Here is a 22,220-nt window from a genome sequence, read left to right as displayed (position 1 = left end):
AAATCATGACAACGCAAATAAAAACTCTCATGTTTTATTATTTAAAAAGGAACTTCATCGTCGTCTTCACTTCCAAAGTTTTGTTTGGGAGGGGTAGAGCCAAAGACTTCTTCGGCATTGGGGAAGGAAGGAGAATCAGCTTTGCCAGAATTCATACTGGAGTTGATTTCAAATGGGGAATCAAAATTTTCCAGATTTTCAAACTTACCAAGATGACCAATGAATTTCAATCGAATATTATCCAACCCACCATTTCTGTGTTTTGCGATGATAAATTCACCCTGACCTTGGGTTGGAGAATGCGAATCATCATCCCATTCATCTATATCATAGTACTCTGGTCTGTAAATAAAAGATACGATATCCGCATCTTGTTCTATTGCTCCAGACTCCCTAAGGTCACTAAGCAAAGGTCTTTTACTGCCACCTCTTGTTTCTACAGCTCTGGAGAGTTGAGAAAGCGCCAGGACCGGGATGCTTAATTCTTTTGCCAAAGCTTTTAAGTTTCTGGATATGCTAGAGATCTCTTGTTCTCGGTTTCCTCCTTTTTGAGAACCACCACCTGTCATCAATTGCAAATAATCCACAACGATGAGTTTGATACCGTGCTGAGATGAAAGTCGTCTGGCTTTCGCTCGTAAGTCGAAAATAGAAAGCGATGGGGTATCATCTATAAACAAGGGTGCTTGTTCTAGTGATTTTACCTTTACATTCAATTGTTCCCATTCGTGAGGTTCAAGATTTCCAGTTCTTAGTTTTTCTGAACTCAATCCAGTTTCAGAAGAAATGAGACGTGTAATTAATTGAACAGAGGACATTTCCAGTGAAAAGAAAGCCACTGGGATATTCTGACCAACAGCAATATTTCTAGCCATTGTGAGCGTGAGAGCCGTTTTACCCATACCAGGACGGGCTGCAATGATGACTAAATCACTTGGCTGCCATCCGGATGTCAATTTATCCAGTTCGGTAAAACCAGAAGGCACTCCGCTTAAACCTTCTTTATTGGAAATTTCTTCGATTCGTTTTTTGGCCTGCATCACCAAATTTTGAGCAGTTTCTGAAGAACGTTTTATATTTCCCTGAGTAACTTCATAAAGCTTGGATTCAGCATGATCCAAAAGATCGAATACGTCGGTACCTTCATCGTAAGATTCTTCTATGATTTCGCTTGAAATTTTAATCAGGCATCTCTGAATATATTTTTGAAGAACAATACGAGAATGGTATTCAATATGAGCTGAAGAGGAGACTTTTTGTGTTAACTGAATCAGATAGTATTCACCTCCAGAGGCTTGTAGCTTTTTGGATTTCTTTAATTCTGTGGAAACCGTTAATAAGTCAATAGGATCGCCTTTTTCGAAAAGCAAAATGATGGCCTCATATATGTTTTTATGAGCCTCTTTGTAAAAGACATCTTTATGAAGAATGTCGATGACTTCATCGACCCCTTTTTTGTCGATCATCATGGCTCCGAGTATAACCTCTTCAAGATCAATGGCTTGAGGGGGGATTTTTCCTTTTTGAAGGCTTATGACATCACCTTTAGATGAATTTTTGAATGAAGATTGAGTCGCGTTTTCCATGTCACGAATGTAAATAAAAGGTTATGAAGTCTGGGCAAAATAATGCAGGTTAACACTCTTGCTTTTCCACAATGCTATGTTGATAACTCAAAATTATTGTGGATAACCTAAAAAATCCAGACAAGGCTTATCTGGATTTTCGTGTAAAAATTAAGTTTTAAAGGGCTTAGTCAGAGTAGACCCCTATGTCGATATATTTTTGCATTCTTTTATTGACTAAATCTTCTGGGGATAACTTTTTCAGTTCATCAAGTTCTGATAGAATAGATTTCGTAATAATTTCGAATGTTTTTTCTCTATTGCTGTGTGCTCCTCCAATCGGCTCCTTTATAATCTTATCTATAATCTTTAATTTCTTCATATCGGTTGCTGTCAGTTTCAAAGCTTCTGCAGCAGTTTTTTTGTATTCCCAACTTCTCCATAAAATGGAGGAACAGGATTCTGGAGAAATGACAGAGTACCACGTGTTTTCCAGCATCATTACAGTGTCACCAACGGCAATACCTAAAGCGCCACCACTAGCACCTTCACCTATTATAATTACGATAATAGGAACTTTGAGCTGACTCATTTCCATGATATTTCTGGCAATAGCTTCACCCTGTCCTCTTTCTTCTGCTTCGAGACCTGGGAAAGCACCCGGAGTATCGACTAAAGTTACAATAGGGAGGTTAAACTTTTCTGCTTTTTTCATCAAGCGCAAAGCTTTGCGGTAACCTTCAGGATTGGCCATGCCAAAATTTCTGTACTGCCTGGTTTTAGTATTGTAGCCCTTCTGCTGACCTATAAACATAAAGCTTTGTTCGTTAATCTTGCCCAGTCCGCCAATCATGGCTTTGTCATCACCAAAATTACGGTCTCCGTGCAGTTCCATAAACGTACTGCCACAAATAGCATTAATGTAATCTAAGGTATAAGGTCTGTTGGGGTGTCTGGACAATTGAACTCTTTGCCAAGCATTAAGGTTGGAGTAAATCTCCTCCTTTTTATTATCTAGTTTTAGCTTGATTTGCTGGCATGTATCTGTGACATCCACTTCGCTATCTTCACCTATTTCGCAAGCCTTTTCATATTGCTCCTGAAGAGCCTTTATCGGTAATTCAAAATCTAAATATTCCATGAATACAGTGTATTTCTTTAAAAGTCAGTTAGCAAATATATGAAAGTATATCTGTTTATTTTGATAATCATAAGTGGTCGACAAAAATAAAGAATTGATTGATAATGCAGTGTGTTTAGATCCTAGAAATTAGATGTAAGATGTAAGAATATCGAATACCGAATACCGAACTTCGAATTTTAAATTTAAATTTTTTATTTTTCTCACCAACTCACCAACTCACCAACTCACCAACTCACCAACTCACCAACTCAACTAGCGTTTAGCCTTGATCAATAGATAAATGGCAAGAATTCCAAATAAGATATTAGAAAACCAGACCGCAATAAGTGGTGAAAATGTTGATTTTTCTGCAATGGTTCCAAATACTTTATCCAAAAAGATATATCCAAAGGCAATCACAATTCCTATAGCTAGATTTACGCCCATGCCTCCACGTCTTTTCATCGCTGAAACTGATACTGCAATAATGGTGAGTATAAAGGCAGAAATAGGAACACTCCAGCGCTTGTAGGCTACGATTTGGTAACTGCTTATGTTGGAAGAGCCTCTTCGTTTTTCGGTAGCGATAAAATCTCTAAGCTCTCCATAATCCAAAGTCTCTGCTATATATTCAACAGGGGTGAGCTCATCGAATTCAAATGGCAGGACTGTATCTAAAGACGTTTGTCTGTAAATAAAGTCTTCGCGTTCTTTTATGGTTCTCTTCTCAAAATTGCTGAGGGTAAATGTAGAGTCCTCAGGGTTGAATTTTAATCTTGAGGCAGAAATTTTAAACTTCATTTCGTTGTCTTCAAAATGTTCCAAGGTAAAATTTCTTGCGGTCCTGGTTTTGGGTTGAAAATTGGTTGCAAAGATGAATTCTTCGTCATTGACCTGTCTGTAAACATTTGTAGTCTCCTGAGCTTGTCTTCCTTTTTTGAAATATTTATACTTGAATTCATTAAACTCCCGGCTTGCGTTGGGAACAAGATACATTGTAAAAACTAAGGCTACACCACAAACTAAAGTTGCACCTATAAGGTAAGGTCTTAGGAATCTCCAAAACGAAATCCCTGAGCTTAAGATGGCTATAATTTCAGTATTGTTAGCAAGTTTGGAGGTGAACCAGATAATGGATAAGAAAAGGAATATAGGGAAAAGTAAATTGGCAAAATAGATGGTGAAATTGCCATAAAAGACCAATACTTCGTCTAAAGGAACTTCATTTTCTTTGATATCATCGATTTTTTCAGATAAATTGACAATGATACCTATGGGGATAAACATTAGTAATAGCGATATAAATGTGGCTAAGTATCGCTTCAGTATGTACCAGTCAATTATTTTCAAAAGCTAATTTTTAGAGTCTTACCGATAATTTTTTTACCATAACATCTTTCCAGGCTCTAAAGGTTCCCGCCTGGATTTGTCGTCTTGCTTCTCTCACCAGCCAAAGATAGAATCCTAAATTGTGAATGGTTGCTATTTGCTTACCCAATAATTCCTTTACAGAGAATAAATGTTTTAAGTAGGCTTTAGAATGTTCTGTATCTACCCAGGTATAACCGGCAGGATCGAGGGGAGAAAAATCATCTTCCCATTTTTTGTTTTTGATATTGATAGTGCCTTCAGAGGTAAACAGCATTCCATTTCTTGCGTTCCGTGTTGGCATGACACAGTCAAACATGTCCACACCTAAGGCAATATTTTCCAAAAGATTGGAGGGTGTACCAACTCCCATAAGGTATCTGGGTTTATCTTCAGGTAAAATTTCAGTCACCACCTCGGTCATGGCATACATTTCATCATCGGGTTCCCCAACAGATAACCCTCCAATAGCGTTTCCTTCCGCACCGACACTGGCTATATATTCTGCAGATTGTTTCCTCAGGTCCTTATAAGTACTGCCTTGAACAATAGGAAACAGAGTTTGATCGTGACCATATAAAGGAGAGGTCTTTTTCATGTGAGTCATGCAGCGGTCCAGCCAGCGGTGTGTCATGTGCATAGAACGCTTAGCATAGTTGTATTCGCATGGATAAGGAGTACACTCATCGAAAGCCATGATAATGTCAGCTCCAATTTCTCTTTGAATATCTACGGCACTTTCCGGAGTAAAAAGATGTGTAGAGCCGTCTATGTGAGATTTAAACTTAACCCCTTGTTCTTTTATTTTTCTATTTGCTGACAATGAGTACACCTGATAACCTCCACTATCGGTAAGGATATTTCTATCCCAATTCATAAACTTATGAAGTCCGCCTGCCTTTCTTAGAATATCGGTTCCCGGGCGTAAATACAGGTGATACGTATTACCTAAAATAATATCTGGATTTATTTCTTCTTTCAATTCTCTTTGGTGGACACCTTTAACAGTAGCGATGGTGCCTACAGGCATAAAAATAGGCGTTTCTATGACACCGTGGTCTGTAGTGATTTTACCTGCTCTTGCTTTAGAGTTGGGGTCTTTACTCAGTAATTCGAATTTCATATGGATTCTAAATAGCCTGCAAAGATACTCAACTCTATCAAAACTTTTTCTTCGACTTAAAGATATTAGGATTGATTCTTCTCAAGCATAGTATCTTATAATAAATCCTTACTTTTGAAAAATTTAAAATTCTTAATTTATCTCATGTCAACAACACAACATTTGCAAGATTTTGTTACACAAGTAAGAAGAGATATTCTTCGCCAGGTGCATCAAGTTAACTCTGGGCATCCCGGAGGATCTTTGGGCTGTGCAGAATTCTTTTCCGTTCTTTATCAGGAAGTTATGGAGTACTCTACAGACTTCGATATGGACGGCAAAAACGAAGACTTATTCTTTCTGTCCAACGGTCATATTTCGCCGGTTTTCTACAGCGTTTTATCCAGATCAGGATTTTTTCCAGTAAAAGAGCTTAGCACCTTTAGAAAAATTGATTCCAGACTTCAGGGTCACCCAACAACTCACGAGGGACTTCCTGGGATTAGAATCGCTTCGGGATCTTTAGGACAAGGCATGTCTGTAGCTATTGGAGCTGCACATACCAAAAAAATGAATAAGGACTCTCATTTGGTTTATAGTCTTCACGGCGATGGTGAATTGCAGGAAGGACAGAACTGGGAAGCCATCCTTTATGCAGGTTCCAAAGGTATAGATAACCTTATTGCTACTGTCGACTATAATAAAAAGCAAATTGATGGAGCTACAGACGATGTTTTACCTCTAGGAAACTTAAAAAAGAAGTTTGAAGCTTTCGACTGGAAAGTTTTAGAACTCAAAGAAGGGAATGACATAGAGGCCATCAAAAACACTTTAGCTGAAGCCAAAAGCTTAACAGGCAAAAAACAACCTATTGTTATTTTGATGGAAACGGAAATGGGTAACGGAGTGGACTTTATGATGGGAACTCATGCGTGGCACGGTAAAGCACCAAATGACGAGCAGTTAGAAACCGCTTTGGCTCAAAATCCGGAAACGCTAGGCGATTACTAGCGCCCCACCTAACCTCCCCAAAGGGGAGGAACTTTAAGGTATGATAAAACGAATTATTAATTAAAAATCACCCCAGAATCCCCCTCCTTTGGAGGGGCTAGGGGAGGCCTATGAAAACATATAAAAATACAGGAAATATTGACACGAGATCTGGATTTGGAGCTGGTTTAACCGAGCTTGGCAAAACCAATCCTGATGTAGTTGCACTTTGTGCGGATCTTACAGGATCACTCAAAATGGACGAATTCAAAAAAAACCATCCAGAGCGTTTCTTTCAAATAGGAATTGCAGAAGCCAATATGATTGGTATTGCAGCGGGGATGACCATCGGTGGAAAAATTCCTTTTACAGGAACATTCGCCAATTTCTCTACAGGTAGAGTTTATGATCAGATAAGACAATCTGTAGCTTACTCAGGAAAAAATGTGAAAATCTGTGCTTCACATGCCGGCTTGACTTTGGGCGAAGATGGCGCAACACATCAAATTCTGGAAGACATAGGAATGATGAAAATGCTGCCGGGAATGACAGTTATCAACACCTGCGATTACAATCAGACCAAAGCAGCTACCTTAGCTATTGCTAAGCATGAAGGTCCGGTGTATTTAAGATTTGGCAGACCTAAAGTGGCTAATTTCACTCCGGAAGATCAAAAATTTGAAATCGGTAAAGCGGTAACACTTACAGAAGGAAACGATGTCACCATCATCGCTACAGGTCACCTGGTTTGGGAGGCTCTGGAAGCAGCTAAAGAGCTGGATGAAAAGGGAATTTCGGCTGAGGTGATTAATATTCATACCATCAAGCCATTAGATGAGGCGGCTATTTTAAAATCGGTGAGGAAGACCAAATGTGTAGTTACTGCAGAAGAGCATAACGTTTTGGGTGGCCTTGGTGAAAGTGTAGCCAGAACTTTAGTACTAAATGATCCTGCACCTCAGGAATTTGTTGCTACCCAGGATACCTTCGGAGAAAGTGGAGAACCGCTTATGCTCCTCGATAAATATGGTTTGAATGCGAAAGCTATTTCAGAAAAAGCAGAAGCTGTTATTTTGAGAAAGGAATAATTTTTAATGGAAGTTTCTCTTTGAACCTTTGAAAATTTTGAAATTTCATTTAATACAAAGTGACGTTTAATCTATGTTTTAGCATCGAGCGGAGTCGAGATGTGGATGGTTCTCGACTCCGCTCGAACTTTTAACAAGATATGTTCTCTACGGAGTTTATACTGAATTAGTGAAGTGCTCGAACTTAAATAACAATTTGAATTTCTAACTTGAAAGCGTTTTGACGAAATCGTATAACACGGTAAGCACAGGATGGTTTTTAATATCTTTTCCTTTAAGGAAAACCTCTTCCAGGTTGAGGTCTTCTTTACCTACAATTTCTTTGATTTGTTTATCACCTACTTCTTTGTAAGCCATAGACCAGTCTTTGAATTGCCTTTCGTCAAGCTCGCCAGAATCTAACAAAATTAAATCTGTATGTCTTTTGTCCTGATTAATAGATTCGTACACTCTGTCAATCTCTTCGGCAGGTCCTTCAATATACTGAACAAATTTTCCCTGAATGAGCAGCAGTATACCTGTAATGGCTAACTGCTTATTTTTTTCTCTTACTTCAAATAAAAAGTCTTCAATACTCTTTTTGGACATGATACGAGACTGAGAGCTCATGTAGGAAACAAATTTTAATGACATCTGTTTGAAATTGATTTCCTCGAAAATAATATTTTTTTTGAAACTTTAAAGAGTTTGACTAAAAAGGACATTAGATAAAAATTTCAAATTTTAGTTAATTTGAGAGTTCTTTAGCCTCAAATATTAACTTTGTAAAAAATATCTATCATGGAATTAAAATTGACGCGTCCTATCTGTTTTTTTGATCTTGAAACCACAGGTACTAATATTTCAAAAGACAGAATTGTAGAGATTTCAATTCTCAAGGTTTTTGAAAACAACAATAAAGAAAGTTATACCTGGAAGGTGAATCCTGGCATTCCTATTCCTAAGGAAACTACAGCTATTCACGGCATCAGTGATGAGGATGTAGCCAACGAACCAAAGTTTGACGAACTCGCTCCAAAAATCAATGCGATGATAAAAGGCTGCGATTTGGCTGGTTATAACAGTAATCGATTTGATATTCCCCTTTTGGCTGAAGAAATGCTTCGCGTAGGAATTGATTTTGATCTGAAAAAGGTCAATGCAGTGGATGTGCAAACCATTTTTCATAAAAAGGAAAAGAGAACCCTGGAAGCAGCCTACAAATTCTATTGCGACAAAGATTTGACCGATGCGCACAGCGCGGAAGCAGATACCAATGCCACTTACGAAGTATTAAAGTCTCAACTGGATCGCTATACCGATCTGGAGAACGATACCAAATGGCTTTCAACTTATAGTGCACACAAGAAATTTGCAGATTTAGCTGGTTTTATTGTCCTGAATAAAAAAGATGAAGAAGTCTTTGGATTTGGAAAATTCAGAGGAAAGAAAGTTGAAGACGTGCTAGAGAAAGAGCCGGGCTATTTTGGCTGGATTCAAAATTCAGACTTTCCGCTTTACACCAAGAAAGTCCTGACAGCTATTAAACTTAGAAAATTAGCGACTAAATAAATTATAATTAGTGTGATTATTTAAAAATAAATTATGCGTTTTATTTTAATTTTATTTGTGGCATTGATATGTGGAAACACATGCTTATTTGGTCAGCAGCAAGCAGCTTTGGACTCAACGCAAAGTTCAGTATTACCAGCTCTAAGCTTGCTTTCGTTAAATACAAACATTTTGAAAACGGATAGGTTTAAAAAACCAAATCTGTCTAATTTAAATTTTAACATGCATTATAGAGACATAAAAGAAGGTTCTTTTGTGATGTCTAAAGATGCTTTTAAAAATTTTGATCAATTTGATTACGAAGTCTTTAAATACACTCCAGCAGATGCACTGAGTAGAATTATGCCTAATTATGACTTAAATAGCGCACCGCTTCCTCCGCCTACCTATTATTCAAATGATTGATTTATGCTTATGAGCTTCATAAAACTGGCTTAATGACTAGGTATAAATATTTTATTATCAGTATTTTTCACGCTAAATCCGCTAAGCTTTCCGCACAGGAACTCGAAATTATAAATTGATATTATCAATGATTTGCGTGTCTTTGCGTTTTTTCTTTGCGAGGTTTGAGTGAAATAAAGCAATGATTTTTAAAAGTTCAAAATAGGCTAATTAGTTATAGTTATTCAAGAAATTATTTTATTCCTTGAGTAATCACTTTTATAGCATTAAGTCATTAATTTTGTAGAGCCTAAATTATTTTAAATTTTCATTATGAAACTCATTTGCATCGGAAGAAATTATGCCAAGCATATTTCTGAATTACACAGCGAAAAACCTGAACACCCCGTTGTTTTTATGAAGCCAGATTCGTCGGTTTTATTGAAAAACAATCCGTTCATTATTCCTGCCTTTTCAGATGATGTGCATCATGAGGTGGAGATTTTGGTTAAAATCAAAAAAGTAGGCAAGCATATTCAGCCTAAATTTGCTCACAACTACTATGACGACATTGGTCTGGGGATTGATTTTACAGCCAGAGATGTACAAAACTATTTGAAAGATAAAGGCTTGCCCTGGGAGAAAGCAAAAGGCTTTGACGGAGCTGCGGTAATTGGAGAACACTGGTTTCCAAAAACTAAATTTCAGGAGGTCAATGCGATTTCTTTCCGATTAGAAAAGAATAAAGAGATAGTTCAGGCTGGATCTACTTCAGAAATGCTTTGGAAAATAGATGAACTCATCGCTTATGTTTCTCAATACTTTACCTTAAAGATTGGTGATATCATTTTCACAGGAACCCCTTCTGGAGTTGGCCCGGTAGAAGAAGGTGATGTGTTGGAAGGCTTTATAGAAGAGTCTTCGTGTTTTTCAATTCAAGTTAAATAAATTATGCAGGCAGAGATAATCACCATAGGCGATGAAATACTCATCGGACAAATCATCGATACCAATTCAGCTTTTATAGCTAAGCAACTGAATAAAATCGGGGTGGATGTGTATCAGATTTCTTCGATTCAGGATGAAAAAGAACATATCCTCAATGCTTTAAAAGAAGCTTCAGGCCGATCCAATATCGTCATTATCACGGGTGGACTTGGTCCGACCAAAGATGATATTACCAAACATACTTTTTGCGAGTATTTTAATGACGAATTGATTCTCGATAAAAAAGTTTTGGCTCACGTCGAAGATATTTTTGCCAAATATGTGTCTACACCAATTCTGGAGGCAAATAAATCTCAGGCCTGGATGCCTTCTCAGGCCATACCTTTGCATAACGAATACGGTACTGCTCCAGGGATGTGGTTTGAGAATGAAGATGTTGTTTATGTTTCCATGCCTGGTGTGCCTTATGAAATGAAGGCTATTTTTACTGAACAGGCTCTGCCAAGGCTTCAGGATAGGTTTAGAACTCCATATATTATCCATAAAACGGTGCTGACCTATGGATTAGGTGAAAGTGCTATTGCCGACCGAATTGAAGATTGGGAAAATCTTTTGCCTCCTTACATTAAACTTGCTTACCTGCCAAGTTTAGGCAGAGTAAGGCTGAGGTTGAGTGCAAGAGGGGAAGACGAAGCAGAGCTGAAGTCTGGCCTCGAAAATGCCGTTGAAAGTCTTAACAGAATTATTGGAGACATTATAAAAGGCTATGAAGATGAGCAAACCCTTGAAGAAAGAATAGCTGAAGCCTTTACGATGAAGGGGAAAACCTTGGTCACTGCAGAAAGTTGTACAGGAGGAAGGCTGGCTGCTAAATTCACAGAGATTCCTGGTGCTTCAGCTTACTTTAAAGGCTCAGTGGTGAGCTATGCTACATCCGCAAAAAATGACGTGTTGCAGATTTCAGAAGAGTTGATTGAAAAATACTCTGTAGTAAGTTCAGAAATTACTCAGGCGATGGCCGAAAAAGCTAATGCGATGTTCAAATCTGATTATGCCATTGCTACAACAGGGAATGCCGGACCAGCCAAAGGTGATAGCGATGCAGAAATCGGTACGGTTTTTATCGCTGTTGCAACGCCAGAAGAAACTCAAGTGCATGAATTTCAGTTTGGTAAACATAGAGAACGCGTCACTCAAAAAGCAGTCAACAAAGCTTTAGAGTTAATCTATGAAGCAATTTTAAAAAAATAAAAATCAGCGAAATTTATTTTTTCTAATTCAGAAAAAAGTCGTTAATTTGCATCCTGTTTTTAATAACACCTAAAAGTATATATAATGTCAAGAGTTTGTGAGCTTACTGGAAAAAGAGCATTGTCTGGAAATAACGTTTCCCATGCATTAAATAGAACTAGACGCAAATTTAGCGTAAACTTGGTTAAAAAGAGATTTTATATCCCTGAAGAAGATAAGTGGATTACCCTAAAGGTGTCGACTTCAATCTTAAAAACCATCAATAAAAAAGGAATTCACGCTGTTTTGAAAGAAGCTCGTGCAAAAGGATTCTTGACGAAATAAGAGATTATAAAGCATTAAGATTATGGCAAAGAAAGGCAATAGAGTTCAAGTAATAATGGAGTGTACAGAGCACAAAGAATCTGGACTTCCTGGAACTTCGAGATACATTACAACTAAGAACAAAAGAAATACTCCGGATAGACTTGAGCTTAAGAAGTTCAATCCTATCATGAAGAAAATGACTGTTCACAAAGAAATTAAATAAGTTATGGCAAAGAAATCGGTTGGTACAATACAGACAAAAACAAAAAGACTTACCAAAGCTATTAAGATGGTAAAATCACCAAAATCTGGTGCTTATGTTTTTGAAGAAAAAATCATGGCTCCAGAGGAGGTTAATGACTTTTTAAAGAGCAAATAAATTTTTGACTTTATTTTTTATGAAGCCGTCGCTAACCATGCGGGGGCTTTTTTGTTTTTGCCTATCTTTGCTCACTCAACAATGAGTCTTGTTTTAATCTTGATAAACGCATAAAATGAGTTTTTTTAAAAAAATATTTTCCAAAGAGAAAAAAGAGAAATTAGACGAAGGTCTTGAAAAATCTAAAACCGATTTTTTTGGGAAGCTAAGCAAAGCTGTTGCTGGGAAATCCAAAGTAGATGAAAGTGTTTTGGATGACCTTGAGGAAATCTTAGTCTCCAGTGACGTTGGTGTCACGACAACCATCAAGATTATAGACAGAATAGAGGCAAGGGTGGCTAAAGATAAATATCTTGGGACCGACGAGCTCAACCTGATTTTAAGAGAGGAAATTGCAGGCTTACTTAGCGAATCTGAAAATGGAGAGTTGGAAAGCCTGGAACTGCCTAAAGGTAAAAAACCTTATGTGATTATGGTAGTAGGGGTGAATGGTGTGGGGAAAACAACAACCATAGGTAAACTTGCTAACCAATATAAATTAAAAGGTAAAAAAGTGGTTCTCGGTGCCGGAGACACCTTCAGAGCGGCAGCCGTCGATCAATTGCAGATTTGGGCAGATCGCGTTGGGGTTCCTATTGTTAAGCAAAAAATGGGAAGCGATCCTGCTTCCGTTGCTTTCGATACCGTACAAAGCGCCATCAAGCAAGATGCCGATGTGGTGATTTTGGATACCGCAGGCAGACTCCATAACAAAGTTAACTTGATGAATGAGCTGACCAAGATAAAGCGCGTTATGCAAAAAGTGACGCCAAATGTTCCTGATGAAGTGCTTTTGGTTTTGGATGGCTCTACTGGTCAGAATGCCTTTGAACAAGCTAAACAATTTACAGCGGCAACCGAAGTGACAGCTTTGGCGATAACCAAACTTGATGGCACTGCCAAGGGAGGCGTGGTTATTGGAATAAGTGATCAGTTCAAAATTCCTGTGAAATATATTGGAGTAGGCGAAGGTGTCGATGATCTTCAGGTCTTTAATAAATATGAATTTGTCGATTCATTCTTTTCTAATAAATAATTTATGACAGAACAAAAGCCTAAGCCGTTTACAGCAGCTAAAAACAAATTGATTATCACGAAAATTGTCGTGATTTATTCAGCCTTTTTTTTACTCCTTAAAATTTCAGCAATCATTCAAGGCGGCTGGGTGGCTGCCAACCTGTTAGTTGCTTTGCCTATAATCCTTTTGGGTCTTCTAGGATATTATTTTCTGAGGTCAGATTCAACCAATTGGGTGTATGCTATCGGAAGTATTGTCGTGATCTCTGCCATGCGGTATTACGAACAAGACCTAATCGTGTGGATTCACAACCTTGTTTAGTAAAAGTAAAAGAGTTATTACCAGTCTTTTAAACAAGCTTTAAGTTAACATCGCCTTCAGACAATTTCATAGATCGTATCTTTACCATTCAATTTTTAGAAATACATGAGAACAAAGTCAATTAAGAAAAATAAAATCAATGTTGTGACTTTAGGTTGCAGCAAAAACATCTACGATTCTGAAGTTTTGATGGGTCAGCTTAAAGCTAGTGGTAAAGATGTTGCTCACGAAACGGAAGGTGATGTAGTAGTGATTAACACCTGTGGGTTTATTGATAATGCCAAGGAAGAATCCGTGAATACGATTTTAGACTATGTTCAAAAGAAAGAAAGTGGAGAGGTAGAGAAAGTATTTGTGACAGGATGTTTGTCGGAGCGTTATAAGCCTGACTTGCAAAAAGAAATCCCAGACGTAGATCAGTATTTTGGAACTACAGAACTTCCGGCTTTATTGAAGGCTCTTGGTGCAGATTACAAGCACGAACTCATAGGTGAGCGTTTAACGACGACCCCAAAGAATTATGCGTTTTTAAAAATTGCTGAAGGTTGTGACAGGCCTTGTTCGTTTTGCGCTATCCCCTTGATGCGGGGCGGACACAAATCCACGCCTATCGAAGACTTGGTGATCGAAGCTAAAAACCTCGCTCAACAAGGCGTGAAAGAATTGATTTTGATAGCTCAGGATTTGACCTATTACGGTCTAGATTTATACAAAAAAAGAAATTTGGCAGAATTGCTGAAGGAACTCGTAAAAGTAGAAGGTATCGAATGGATACGGTTGCATTATGCATTTCCAACGGGCTTTCCAACCGATGTTCTCGACGTCATAAGAGAAGAACCCAAAGTTTGTAACTATATAGATATTCCGCTTCAGCATATTTCAGATCACTTGCTGAAGTCGATGCGAAGAGGAACAACACATAAAAAGACGACAGACTTACTTCATAAATTCAGAAAGGAAGTGCCTGGTATGGCGATAAGAACCACATTGATTGTTGGTTACCCTGGAGAAACTGAAGAAGATTTCCAGGAATTGAAAGACTGGGTAAGCGAAATGAGATTTGAGAGACTGGGTTGTTTCACCTATTCTCATGAAGAAAATACCCATGCTTACAATCTCGAGGATGACGTTCCTGAAGATGTCAAAATCCAGCGTGCCAATGAAATTATGGAGATACAGTCTCAGATTTCCTGGGAACTGAATCAACAGAAAATAGGAAAAACCTTCACATGTGTCATCGATAGAAAAGAAGGGGGGTATTTTGTGGGAAGAACCGAATTTGATTCTCCCGATGTTGATAACGAAGTTTTGATAGATGCTAAAACGCATTACCTGAAGACTGGTGAATTTGCTAAGATTAAAATTAATGAAGCTGGAGATTTCGACTTGTACGGAGAACCTGTTTCTGTAGAAGCTATCTTGAATTAAGGTAAATATACTGCACTCTGTTGATGGTGTCTAGATGTCAAATCGAGCGCAGTCGAGATTTTGTTGATCTTTCAACTCTAGTTGATATTGAGACAGTCGAGTGGTGAAATAAAATCAAAATTCTTTAAGTAACTTTACATATCTGTATAAAACTGATGTTTCATATTAACTTATCTTTTAAAGCATTTTAGTTAACCTCTTCTATATTTGCGCTTATTCTAAACCCTTAAAATATGGCTGACTGTTTACCTTTTCGATCTACAGGATTTTTTAGTGATCTGATATCCGATTACATCGAAGAAAAGCAAAACCTAAAGCCATTTTACAATAGATTTCCTTCTGTTGATAATTTTAAAGATCAACTTGAAGAGAAAAGTAAATCCTATACTAAGGATTATCGCAAAGGTCTGGTTGAAGTCCTTAACAGTCAGTATGCAGGCTTATCGACTTCTGAAGCAACTCAGAGCCATATAAATTCACTTTCAGAAAACTCTGCCTTTACGGTGACTACGGGTCATCAATTGAATTTATTCACAGGACCGCTTTATTTTTTATACAAAATTGTCTCGACCATCAATCTGGCGAAGCAGCTCAAGGAAAGGTATCCAGATTCCAGCTTCGTTCCAGTCTACTGGATGGCTTCAGAAGATCACGATTTTGAGGAAATCAATTTTTTCAATTTCAAACACAAAAAGTTTCAATGGGAGAAAGAAGCTGAAGGTGCCGTAGGGCATCTGTCGACTTCCGGTCTGGAAGAACTGGCCAAAACTATAGAAAAAGAATTTGGAAAAAGTGAAAATGCAGAATACCTGAAGGGACTCTTTAAAGTAGCCTATTTAGAACATGAGACTTTAGCAAGTGCCACTCAGTTTTTGGCCAACGAGCTTTTTGGAGCCTATGGATTGGTCATTTTAGATGCCGATGATGCGCGATTGAAAGCCATGTTTTCCAGGCATATGAAAAATGACCTTCTTTATCATACTGCCTTTCGGCAAACCGAAAAACAAGCTCATAAATTAGCTGATCTCGGCTACAACATTCAGGTAAACCCCAGAGAAATCAACTTGTTTTATATGCACGATGGCATCAGAGAGCGAATTGTAAAGCAAGACGATGACTATTATGTCCTGGAAACTGAACTTCGGTTTTCGGAACAGGAAATTTTGGATTTGGTCGGTGAGCATCCTGAGCGCTTTTCGCCCAATGTAGTGATGCGACCATTGTACCAGGAAGTGATTTTGCCTAATCTTGCCTATATCGGCGGAGGTGGGGAGTTGGCCTACTGGCTAGAATTAAAGTCTTTTTTTGAAGCTGAAAATATCACTTTCCCAATGCTGATGCTGAGAAACTCAGTCTTATTATATTCTGATAAAACTGCCGGAAAGCTTAAAAAATTAGATACGCCTGTTCAGGATTTATTTTTGACTCCTGAAGCTTTGGAAGCCAAACAAACCAGGAAGAATTCTTCTATAGAAATTGATTTCGAAAGTCAGAAAAAACACTTGGAAAAACAGTTTGAGGATCTATTTGATCTTGCAAACAAAACCGATCACTCTTTTTATGGCGCTGTTGCAGCTCAGGAAAAGAAACAAAAAAACGGTTTAGACCATCTCGAAAAACGCCTGCTTAAAGCTCAAAAGCTAAAGCTGAAAAGTGAAAACGAACGTGTTCTAAAACTGCAGCGTATGCTGTTTCCCAACCAATCTTTACAAGAAAGAACATTCAACTTTAGTGAAATTTATGTGGATTACGGGGAGAAACTCATTCCAGAATTACTGGAAGAACTAGATCCCTTTCAATTTGAGTTTCTATGCCTAGAGTTGAGAATTTATAATACAAAATCATAAGTTATGAAAAGCATGCACGCTGTAGACATGGAGACTGTCGAGATGACACTCGATATCATGAAATATGCTATCAATAGAATTTCAAATACATCACCTGAACTTGGCAAACCCAAGCAGGAACACGAATTGCTAAAACTTGTTGGAGACACGGTAACCAAAGAAGGAATAGGAGGGGAGAAGGCTTTTCAATTATTCAGAGATATTTTGGTCAAAGCCGCAGTTCCTGTAGATCATCCGAGGCATTTGGCCTTCGTGCCTGCAGCTCCAACACGAGCAGCGGTCTTATTTGATTTAGTAACTTCTGCAGCCAGTATTCATGGAGCTTACTGGATGACGGGCGGTGGAGGTATTTTTTGCGAAAACAGAGCTATGGAGTGGCTGGTCTCCCTCACGGGAATGCCCGAAGGAACTTTTGGAGTGTTTACCAGTGGTGGCACAGCAGCCAATCTTTCTGCAATTGTGACCGCCAGAGAATACTGGAGATCACTCAACGATGACAATAATAAACTAAAAGGCTTAATCATCACTTCCAGTGGTGCCCACTCATCTGTGAAAGCCATGGCACAAGTCATCGATGCCGATATCATCACCGTAGATAATAACGAAGAGCACAAACTCACCAGGGCATGTCTGGAAAAAGAAATCAGGAATTTATCAGATTTTGACCGTAAACGCTTGTTTGCTGTGGTAGCGACAGGGGGGACGACCAATGCGGGTATTATCGATGATCTAAATGGAGTTGCTGAGGTGACCGAAAGAGAAAAACTCTGGTTTCATGTGGATGCCGCTTATGGCGGAGCAGCTCTGGCAGCGCCATCGGTGAGGCATCTGTTCAATGGCATCGAAAAAGCAGACAGTGTTACCATCGACCCTCACAAATGGATGTTTTCACCCTATGATTGTGGTGCAATTATTTATAAAAACATGGAGTTGGCTAAGAATGCACACTCTCAAAAAGGCGCTTATTTGGATATTTTCAAAGACCAAGGCGCACAGGGCTTTAATCCGTCAGACTATCAAATTCAACTGACCAGAAGATTACGAGGATTACCGCTTTGGTATTCGCTGGCGATGCATGGCACAGATCGCTATACCACTGCTATTGAAAGGGGACTGGAACTTGCCAATAACGCCGCCAAACAAATCAAACAGCTTCCCCACGTGGAACTCATCCGCGAGCCCGGTCTTTCCTGTGTGTTATTTTCAAGAATTGGCTGGACAGCAGAGGATTACAGAGAGTGGACCTATACCAACCACGACAGCGGTTTTGCTTTGGTTACGCCTACTAAATGGAATTCTGAAGATGGAGAAATCACCTGTGCCAGATTCTGTTTTATCAATCCCGATACTACCGAAAAAGACATCAAGGAGATTTTAGGATCAATGGGTTAGGTTGATTATAAATTAGGTTTATTTTGAATTTGAGAAAAGTTAACCCGTAGCTTTACGATACATTTCTTCAGGCATCAGGTTGGCTTAAACATCCAGTTTTTATCTAGATAGATTTAAAATTTACACTATTAAACCTGTCTGTGAGACTACCAAAGGCATTTTGTTTAAGTTCGAACACTTCAATGTTTCAGTATAAACTCAGTCGAAAAGCATTCACATCTCGATACTCCGACTATCGCTCAGGACAGATAAGCTCGTTGCTAAAACAGATAAAAACTTTTAATGTTTAATGAAGTCATAAAACTTTAAAATGCACAGACAGGCAGGTTCAGCAAAAAAAATTATTTGGTCCTGTTTTACTCAGCTTTACGAACAGGGACTTCTACAAATGTATCGTCCCATCCCATCAGTAAATCTGAGCCAACCCTGGTAGACTTAAAAGTAATCGAAAAATCTTCCACCGAAGCCGCTGTGCTTTTTACAGGAACAGCTGTTCTCAGGATATCCAGAGATTTGTCGTAGCTGTAGGCTCCCCAGGTATTGATTTTTTCATTGATGATAAGAGTCCATTTGTCTTTTTCAGGAATGGTGTAAAGCGAATAGGTGCCAGCTTCCACTTCGGTTCCATTGAAGAGGACATCTTCATAAAAAGTAATTTCGGTAGCTTCATTGGCCCCTGTTCTCCAGATTTTGTTGAAAGGAACCAGCTCACCAAAAATGACTCTATCTTTCTTTTTAGGTCTGCTGTAAATAATTCTTGCTAAAGGTGAGTTATCTTGATTTCTGGTGATAACAGCATCCATTGGGCTTTTGTCAATATCGGAGAAATCCTGAGCGGAAGTTGAAAACGCAATCAGAAAAACAATCAAGCAGCTATTAAATAATTTCATATATCAAATTTTAAACAAGTTTAGTTTTTAGTTTTATCTTAACCCCTTTAAATCTTGTTAAAATAATTCTTACTTTAGAATTTAAATTGGATTCTAGGCTGTAAGTCAATTTTTTAGGTCAAACTACTGTTTTTAGTATTAACTACATAAAAAAGGATTTAAAAGCCTTAAGCATATCAAAAACACATCCAATTCATTATATTTGTTCGTTGTTAAACTAATAATAAATTATGAGCGAAGAAGTCAAAAAACATAATTATTCGGCTGATAGTATTCAGGCTTTAGAAGGGATGGAGCACGTAAGAATGCGTCCATCAATGTATATAGGAGATGTTGGAGAAAGAGGTCTTCATCACTTGGTTTACGAAGTGGTGGATAACTCTATAGATGAAGCTATGGGTGGCTATTGTGATAAAATTGACTTAGTCATAAATGAAGATGGTTCACTTACGACCTCAGACAACGGTCGAGGTATTCCTATCGATATTCACAAAAAAGAAGGCGTTTCTGCACTTGAAGTGGTGATGACCAAAATTGGAGCAGGGGGTAAGTTCGATAAGGACTCCTACAAAGTTTCCGGTGGTCTGCACGGTGTGGGTGTTTCTGTAGTGAATGCATTATCGGTAAAGCTTCATGCTCGTGTTTTTAAAGACGGTAGGATTTGGGAACAAGAGTACGAACGCGGTAAAGCTATTTATCCTGTAAAAGCTACTGGAGATACAGAGCTGAAAGGAACCGAAATCACCTTCAAGCCAGATTATGAAATATTTCTGGAATCGGTTGAATTCAAATATGAAACTTTAGCTAAACGTCTTAGAGAGCTTGCTTTTCTTAATAAAGGAATAAAGGTCTCAATTATAGATAAACGTCAGGTTGATGAAAATGGTGAGTATAGACACGATGAATTTTATTCTGAAGAAGGCTTAAAGGAGTTTATACGATTTATAGATGCTAACCGTGATCCCATCATTTCAGAAGTGATTTCAATGGAAGGCGAAAAAAATGATATACCGGTTGAGGTCGCAATGGTCTATAATGACTCTTATGGAGAAAACCTTCATTCTTACGTCAACAATATCAATACACATGAAGGAGGAACTCACCTTTCCGGATTCAGAAGAGGGCTGACAGCAACTTTAAAAAAGTATGCCGATAATTCGGGTCTTCTCGATAAGTTGAAATTTGAAATTACTGGAGATGATTTTAGAGAAGGACTCACAGCAATTGTTTCTGTAAAAGTTGCTGAGCCTCAATTTGAAGGTCAAACGAAAACCAAATTAGGAAACAGGGAGGTTACTTCAGCAGTTTCTCAGGCAGTTACAGAAATGCTTGATATTTATCTGGAAGAAAACCCTAACGATGCCAAAACCATTGTTCAAAAAGTAATTTTGGCTGCGCAAGCCAGACACGCCGCTAAGAAAGCACGTGAAATGGTTCAGCGTAAAACAGTGATGAGTGGCGGTGGTTTGCCTGGTAAGCTTTCAGATTGCTCGGAGACCGATCCTGCTTCTTGTGAAGTATTCCTGGTTGAGGGAGATTCTGCGGGTGGTACTGCAAAACAGGGAAGAGATCGTAATTTTCAGGCTATTTTACCTTTAAGAGGTAAGATTTTGAATGTTGAAAAAGCCATGCAGCACAGGGTTTTCGAAAATGAAGAAATCAAAAACATTTATACCGCTTTGGGTGTAACCATAGGTACCGAGGAAGATAGTAAGGCGCTTAACCTTTCCAAGCTGAGATACCATAAGGTGATCATCATGTGTGATGCCGACGTGGATGGTAGTCATATTGCTACGCTAATTTTGACATTCTTCTTCAGGTATATGAAAGAACTTATCGAAGCAAGTCATATTTATATTGCAACCCCTCCATTATACCTTATTAAGAAGGGAAGTAAAAAGCGCTATGCCTGGAATGAGAAAGAAAGAAACGAGATTGTGAATGAATACAAAACCTCTGTAAGCGTACAACGTTACAAGGGTCTTGGTGAAATGAATGCAGAGCAGCTTTGGGATACCACAATGAACCCGGAGAATAGAATCTTGAGACGTGTAACCATAGATGACCTGGCTGAAGCCGATAGGATTTTTTCAATGTTGATGGGGGACGAAGTTCCGCCTCGTAGAGAATTTATTGAGCAAAATGCGGTCTATGCAAATATCGATGCCTGATGAATAACTAACTAAATAAGAATGATATGAAAAATTCAAAACTCATTTGCTCAATTTTGATGTTGATTTCATTTGTGACTTCATATTCACAAAGCGGAATAGAAGAACTGCTCTCCTCTGGGGTTGATGACGCCAATAAATTTGCAAACGCTTATACCAAACCAGGTTCTGATGCAGTTATTTACGGACTTGCCAGTGGCTGGTACAATACGGCTAAAGTAAAGGGGTTAGGAGGTTTTGAAATTTCTATCATAGGTGGGGTTTCCCAAATCAACGACGATAAAACTTCATTTGTTTTAAATGAAAATGACTATAATTCTTTACAGTTCGATTCAGGTTCTACTGTTCAACAAGTAGCGACTATTTTTGGTCAAAATTCGCCAGATATAAGTATGAGTATTTCAGAGGGAGGTCAAACCCTTGGATCCATTACACTTCCACAAGGCTTGGGTTCTGAGAACATTGAGTATGTCCCAAATATCATACTGCAAGGTAGTGTTGGATTGCCTTTTAGTACAGAGATAAAGTTAAGGTTTTTACCAGAGGTTGATACTAAGGACGTAAGTACTCAGTTTTATGGAGCAGGCTTACAGCATGAATTCTCAGATTGGATTCCAGGTTTTAAGCTTTTGCCTCTTGCTGTTTCTGGTTTTGTAGGTTACACTAAATTTGAAGGAGAATACAGATTTTCTGAACAATCTACTCTGGTGTCAGGATCCAATCAATCAATTGTAACAGATGTGAATTCCTGGCATTATGCTTTAATAGCCTCTACGAAACTTCCGGTAATTAATTTTTATGGAAGTATAGGAGCTGTGTCAGGTTCTGCCGAAACACGATTGAAAGGTGAATATGAGGTGAATACTGGAGTTTCAGGAGTCCAGGGAGATACACTTGTAGATCCTTTATTTTTGGACACGTCAGTTAGCGGCTTTAGAACAACCGTGGGAGCCAAATTGTCATTGGCCTTTTTTAAACTAAATGTGGATTATAGTTTCCAGGAATTCAATAGTTTGATTGTTGGAATCAATTTTGGAATTTAAATATTAATTATAAAAA

The 22,220-nt window shown here is 38.3% G+C and carries 22 protein-coding genes; 16 read left to right on the top strand and 6 right to left on the bottom strand.

Translation table 11 applies throughout. The annotated features are described in order from the left end of the window. Window positions 1–41: 41 nt before the first annotated feature. The 4 genes from dnaB to tgt form a co-directional block, all read right to left on the bottom strand. Complete coding sequence (dnaB, locus tag LB450_RS08180) at window positions 42–1,586, bottom strand: replicative DNA helicase (protein WP_224487428.1); 1,545 nt, start codon at window positions 1,584–1,586, stop codon at window positions 42–44. A gap of 166 nt (window positions 1,587–1,752) precedes the next feature. Further along, a complete protein-coding gene (locus LB450_RS08175) occupies window positions 1,753–2,706 on the bottom strand; it encodes an acetyl-CoA carboxylase carboxyltransferase subunit alpha (RefSeq protein ID WP_224487427.1) in 954 nt (317 codons plus the stop codon). A 255-nt stretch (window positions 2,707–2,961) separates the two neighbouring features. Then, window positions 2,962–4,038, bottom strand: coding sequence for an LptF/LptG family permease (locus LB450_RS08170; RefSeq protein WP_224487426.1), 1,077 nt, complete (start codon window positions 4,036–4,038; stop codon window positions 2,962–2,964). A 10-nt stretch (window positions 4,039–4,048) separates the two neighbouring features. Further along, window positions 4,049–5,179 carry a tRNA guanosine(34) transglycosylase Tgt gene (gene tgt / locus LB450_RS08165; RefSeq protein ID WP_224487425.1) on the bottom strand — a complete coding sequence of 377 codons (1,131 nt, stop codon included), beginning with the start codon at window positions 5,177–5,179 and terminating at the stop codon, window positions 4,049–4,051. A gap of 144 nt (window positions 5,180–5,323) precedes the next feature. Here tgt and LB450_RS08160 point away from each other — a divergent pair, with 144 nt between their 5' ends. Together LB450_RS08160 and LB450_RS08155 are read left to right on the top strand one after the other, a co-directional pair. Further along, window positions 5,324–6,169, top strand: coding sequence for a transketolase (locus tag LB450_RS08160; protein ID WP_224487424.1), 846 nt, complete (start codon window positions 5,324–5,326; stop codon window positions 6,167–6,169). Window positions 6,170–6,279: 110 nt separating this feature from the next. Then, window positions 6,280–7,236, top strand: a complete 957-nt coding sequence (locus tag LB450_RS08155; protein ID WP_224487423.1) for a transketolase family protein — start codon at window positions 6,280–6,282, stop codon at window positions 7,234–7,236. A gap of 204 nt (window positions 7,237–7,440) precedes the next feature. Here the strand turns inward: LB450_RS08155 and LB450_RS08150 are convergent, their stop codons facing one another. Continuing rightward, a complete protein-coding gene (locus tag LB450_RS08150) occupies window positions 7,441–7,845 on the bottom strand; it encodes a BLUF domain-containing protein (protein ID WP_224487422.1) in 405 nt (134 codons plus the stop codon). A 171-nt stretch (window positions 7,846–8,016) separates the two neighbouring features. On the opposite strand from LB450_RS08150, the gene LB450_RS08145 reads away from it, so the two are divergent. The 12 genes from LB450_RS08145 (at window position 8,017) to LB450_RS08090 (ending at window position 18,100) form a co-directional block, all read left to right on the top strand. After that, window positions 8,017–8,787 carry a 3'-5' exonuclease gene (locus LB450_RS08145; protein ID WP_224487421.1) on the top strand — a complete coding sequence of 257 codons (771 nt, stop codon included), beginning with the start codon at window positions 8,017–8,019 and terminating at the stop codon, window positions 8,785–8,787. A 33-nt stretch (window positions 8,788–8,820) separates the two neighbouring features. Next, complete coding sequence (locus tag LB450_RS08140; RefSeq protein WP_224487420.1) at window positions 8,821–9,192, top strand: hypothetical protein; 372 nt, start codon at window positions 8,821–8,823, stop codon at window positions 9,190–9,192. 312 nt (window positions 9,193–9,504) lie between these two features. After that, on the top strand, window positions 9,505–10,119 hold the full coding sequence (locus tag LB450_RS08135; RefSeq protein WP_224487419.1) for a fumarylacetoacetate hydrolase family protein: 615 nt from the start codon (window positions 9,505–9,507) through the stop codon (window positions 10,117–10,119). Between the two features lie 3 nt (window positions 10,120–10,122). Continuing rightward, window positions 10,123–11,370 (top strand): competence/damage-inducible protein A, encoded by a 1,248-nt coding sequence (locus tag LB450_RS08130; protein WP_224487418.1) that lies wholly within the window; start codon window positions 10,123–10,125, stop codon window positions 11,368–11,370. 84 nt (window positions 11,371–11,454) lie between these two features. After that, on the top strand, window positions 11,455–11,694 hold the full coding sequence (gene rpmB / locus LB450_RS08125) for a 50S ribosomal protein L28 (RefSeq protein ID WP_093367471.1): 240 nt from the start codon (window positions 11,455–11,457) through the stop codon (window positions 11,692–11,694). A gap of 22 nt (window positions 11,695–11,716) precedes the next feature. Further along, window positions 11,717–11,899, top strand: coding sequence for a 50S ribosomal protein L33 (rpmG, locus tag LB450_RS08120; RefSeq protein WP_003440979.1), 183 nt, complete (start codon window positions 11,717–11,719; stop codon window positions 11,897–11,899). A gap of 3 nt (window positions 11,900–11,902) precedes the next feature. Then, window positions 11,903–12,055, top strand: a complete 153-nt coding sequence (locus LB450_RS08115; protein ID WP_224487417.1) for a DUF4295 domain-containing protein — start codon at window positions 11,903–11,905, stop codon at window positions 12,053–12,055. A gap of 115 nt (window positions 12,056–12,170) precedes the next feature. Continuing rightward, window positions 12,171–13,130 (top strand): signal recognition particle-docking protein FtsY, encoded by a 960-nt coding sequence (ftsY, locus tag LB450_RS08110; RefSeq protein WP_224487416.1) that lies wholly within the window; start codon window positions 12,171–12,173, stop codon window positions 13,128–13,130. 3 nt (window positions 13,131–13,133) lie between these two features. After that, window positions 13,134–13,433, top strand: a complete 300-nt coding sequence (locus LB450_RS08105) for a hypothetical protein (RefSeq protein WP_224487415.1) — start codon at window positions 13,134–13,136, stop codon at window positions 13,431–13,433. 105 nt (window positions 13,434–13,538) lie between these two features. Then, on the top strand, window positions 13,539–14,861 hold the full coding sequence (gene rimO / locus LB450_RS08100; RefSeq protein WP_224487414.1) for a 30S ribosomal protein S12 methylthiotransferase RimO: 1,323 nt from the start codon (window positions 13,539–13,541) through the stop codon (window positions 14,859–14,861). Between the two features lie 233 nt (window positions 14,862–15,094). Further along, the gene (gene bshC, locus LB450_RS08095; protein ID WP_224487413.1) at window positions 15,095–16,708 is read left to right on the top strand and encodes a bacillithiol biosynthesis cysteine-adding enzyme BshC; all 1,614 of its coding nucleotides are present in this window, start codon (window positions 15,095–15,097) and stop codon (window positions 16,706–16,708) included. A 3-nt stretch (window positions 16,709–16,711) separates the two neighbouring features. Then, window positions 16,712–18,100 (top strand): pyridoxal phosphate-dependent decarboxylase family protein, encoded by a 1,389-nt coding sequence (locus LB450_RS08090; RefSeq protein WP_224487412.1) that lies wholly within the window; start codon window positions 16,712–16,714, stop codon window positions 18,098–18,100. Between the two features lie 356 nt (window positions 18,101–18,456). Here LB450_RS08090 and LB450_RS08085 read toward each other — a convergent pair whose 3' ends face one another. Then, complete coding sequence (locus LB450_RS08085) at window positions 18,457–18,990, bottom strand: DUF2911 domain-containing protein (RefSeq protein WP_224487411.1); 534 nt, start codon at window positions 18,988–18,990, stop codon at window positions 18,457–18,459. A 230-nt stretch (window positions 18,991–19,220) separates the two neighbouring features. Here LB450_RS08085 and gyrB point away from each other — a divergent pair, with 230 nt between their 5' ends. Next, entirely contained in the window at window positions 19,221–21,161 is a 1,941-nt protein-coding gene (gyrB, locus tag LB450_RS08080) for a DNA topoisomerase (ATP-hydrolyzing) subunit B (RefSeq protein WP_224487410.1), read from the top strand. 26 nt (window positions 21,162–21,187) lie between these two features. After that, entirely contained in the window at window positions 21,188–22,204 is a 1,017-nt protein-coding gene (locus LB450_RS08075; protein ID WP_224487409.1) for a DUF6588 family protein, read from the top strand. Window positions 22,205–22,220 lie beyond the last annotated feature (16 nt).

It is taken from the genome of Psychroflexus curvus (assembly GCF_020164585.1).
GTDB lineage: Bacteria > Bacteroidota > Bacteroidia > Flavobacteriales > Flavobacteriaceae > Psychroflexus > Psychroflexus curvus.
This window is presented reverse-complemented; position numbering and strand designations above follow the sequence as displayed.